This window comes from Planktothrix sp. FACHB-1355 (assembly GCF_014748295.1).
Taxonomy (GTDB): Bacteria; Cyanobacteriota; Cyanobacteriia; order Cyanobacteriales; family Aerosakkonemataceae; genus Aerosakkonema; species Aerosakkonema funiforme_A.
Genome location: NZ_JACJUP010001136.1, coordinates 1 through 2,200 on the forward strand (window position 1 = coordinate 1; position 2,200 = coordinate 2,200).

The window sequence follows — 2,200 nt, forward strand, 5'->3', positions numbered from 1 at the left end:
CTTGGTATTATTAAGCAGAAACTTGAGTAACTGCGGTAAAATTATAAATTAAGTCAGGTTAAATCAGACATTATCACACATAAGCGAGCAAACAACGATGAATAAACTACTCTTTTCCGGCGTGCTTATAAGTACAATTTTTTCAGTGCAATTGTCATCTTTTGCACAATCATTGCCCAGACTGCGGCGAAACATGAATTACGCGCAAGCTAGGACGATGTTAATTCAGCGAGGATGGCGACCTGTTGTTAATCCCGAACAAGTTAACAATCCAAATCGCAGCGGTGTCATTGATTATTTAATCAAAAAAGGCTACACAGAAGTTCTCGATTGTTCTGGAACGGGATTAGGTCTTTGTCTGTTTCAATTTAGGAATGCTAGAGGGCAAAATCTGTTTGTATCGACGGCAAATAACGAGCCTCGACAACAAAGCACGATCTATGATTGGAGGATAGAATAAACAATTTTATGCAATTTTAACTATCACCCGTCGCTCGACTATCCAAAATTTCTCTAATTCTCTGCCGAAATAACCGCACTACACTTCTTTGTCCAATAGACCTACTTTGTTCGATCAAACTTGGAATTTCACTTATTGGTAAAAAGGGAAAGGCTAAACTTTGTTCGCACTGTTCGTATCCTCCCTCAATTCGTCGATAAACTAAAAGTGTTTTCTTTGTATATCGCCACAATTCGGTTACGCCTAAAGCTGAATAAATAGCTTGTTTATTAACAGAAGAACTGGTATAATCTGATTCTATCGCTAAATCCGGTGGTGGATCGCCAGGAAGAATAATTTCTTCTCTTCCTCTCACTTCTGCTTCGTTTTGAATGTAAAAACAGGAGTCAGGTTCGATCGCGTTTGTTAAATCTTCTCGTTCCAGTGTTAGCGACCCGGCTTTCAGTACTTCGATACCGAGTTCGTCTGCAATTGCTTCGATAAAGCTTTCTAGTAAACCCTTGGGAAGTTCGTGTTCTAATAACGGCATTCTAATTTCCAATACTCCTCGATCGTAAGCAATTCTCCAAGCGCGATCGTCTCCTACTTCTGACATCAATTTTTTGTATGTTTCCCAACTAACGCCTTTCATCACCACTCTGCTTTCTCTGGCGCTTGCAGGAACGGTTTGTTCGACTAAATTTTTGTTTGTCGTTACCATATTAACTGCTCTCGATCGAGCTTTATATTGCTGCCGTAAATTAGCTGTTTACTATTCTAACGCAACTTGCAAATTAGATTAACTATGGTGCGTCAGAACTTCCTCCAGAGGCAAATCGAGAACTTGGGCAATTTGCTCTGCTGTTAAGCCAATTTTTATCAATCGCGGTATTGTTTCCAGTTTAGCTTGTTTTCTGCCTGTTTCGAGCTTGTTAGACTTGCCGTTAACAGATGTAGCTTCTTTTCCAAGAAATTCCAAATTTCCTAACTCTGATTTTTCATTTACTTCTGAAGGATTGGAACAGTTATTAATACTACCACCAATAACATAATGACCGATAATTTGACTTTTATACTTAGATTTATCAATTCCCAATCTTTCGACACAAGCCCGGAAATTTGACTTATTCAAATCTTCTCCCAAAGCTTCAGAAAGAAGTTGCCAAAGCGCATAAGCTTCATCTTTAGCGTGACCTCGCGTACATTGATATTCTTTGGCAATATCCGCGTATTTCCGATCGCTGATAACGCCTTTGATAATTGCTCTTTGCAGACTATCGAGGTGCTTACCCGTTTGAGCGAAAACGAGTTCGTCCAAATACTTTAACACCTCTGTTGTGTCCATAGCCCTTAAGTCAAAGCCTACTTTATCCGTTATTATCCGCTATAATCCGCCCATTGTAAACATATTTAATAAAACTCCCGTCTTTATCCGTCTTTTTCCGCCAACCATAAGTGATGACACGGTTGAGATGCTGGGAATAAAGTAAAAAGATTACTCAAAGGGGAATTTATGCTCAAAAAAGTAACAATCCTATCTTTGGCAATGATTGGTTTTTCGACAGTTCCTGTATCTGCTGATGGTTTGTTTTCAACTTCAAACTTGAAGATTGGAGATGTCAACATTTCAATCAATAATGAAGGTAAAGTACTGACTAAAACTGAGGCAAGTACGGGAAAATGGTTAGGTGAACAGAAGTTCGGGCAGTTTTATGGCATGATGTGGGTGCCTGAGCATAATGTTCTCTTTGTAGCAGGTGT

Annotated in this window: 3 protein-coding genes and 1 pseudogene; 2 read left to right on the forward strand and 2 right to left on the reverse strand. The window is 39.2% G+C overall.

What is annotated here, in order from left to right; translation table 11 throughout:
* Positions 1 to 97: 97 nt before the first annotated feature.
* On the forward strand, positions 98 to 460 hold the full coding sequence (locus H6S82_RS29915) for a hypothetical protein (RefSeq protein ID WP_190460982.1): 363 nt from the start codon (positions 98 to 100) through the stop codon (positions 458 to 460).
* A gap of 16 nt (positions 461 to 476) precedes the next feature.
* On the opposite strand, the gene H6S82_RS29920 is transcribed toward H6S82_RS29915, so the two are convergent.
* Both H6S82_RS29920 and H6S82_RS29925 read right to left on the reverse strand, forming a co-directional pair.
* On the reverse strand, positions 477 to 1,160 hold the full coding sequence (locus tag H6S82_RS29920) for a Uma2 family endonuclease (protein ID WP_190460984.1): 684 nt from the start codon (positions 1,158 to 1,160) through the stop codon (positions 477 to 479).
* A 78-nt stretch (positions 1,161 to 1,238) separates the two neighbouring features.
* Positions 1,239 to 1,784: a hypothetical protein gene (locus H6S82_RS29925; protein ID WP_190460986.1), complete on the reverse strand. Its 546-nt coding sequence runs from the start codon at positions 1,782 to 1,784 to the stop codon at positions 1,239 to 1,241.
* A gap of 168 nt (positions 1,785 to 1,952) precedes the next feature.
* Between H6S82_RS29925 and H6S82_RS29930 the strand changes: the two are divergent.
* Positions 1,953 to 2,200: pseudogene (locus tag H6S82_RS29930) on the forward strand (hypothetical protein); the annotation flags it as partial.

Bases quoted from the DNA above. Each gene is read 5' to 3' on its own strand.
- H6S82_RS29915 (WP_190460982.1), top strand. From the start codon at position 98: ATGAATAAACTACTCTTTTCCGGCGTGCTTATAAGTACAATTTTTTCA.
- H6S82_RS29920 (WP_190460984.1), bottom strand. From the start codon at position 1,160: ATGGTAACGACAAACAAAAATTTAGTCGAACAAACCGTTCCTGCAAGC.
- H6S82_RS29925 (WP_190460986.1), bottom strand. From the start codon at position 1,784: ATGGACACAACAGAGGTGTTAAAGTATTTGGACGAACTCGTTTTCGCT.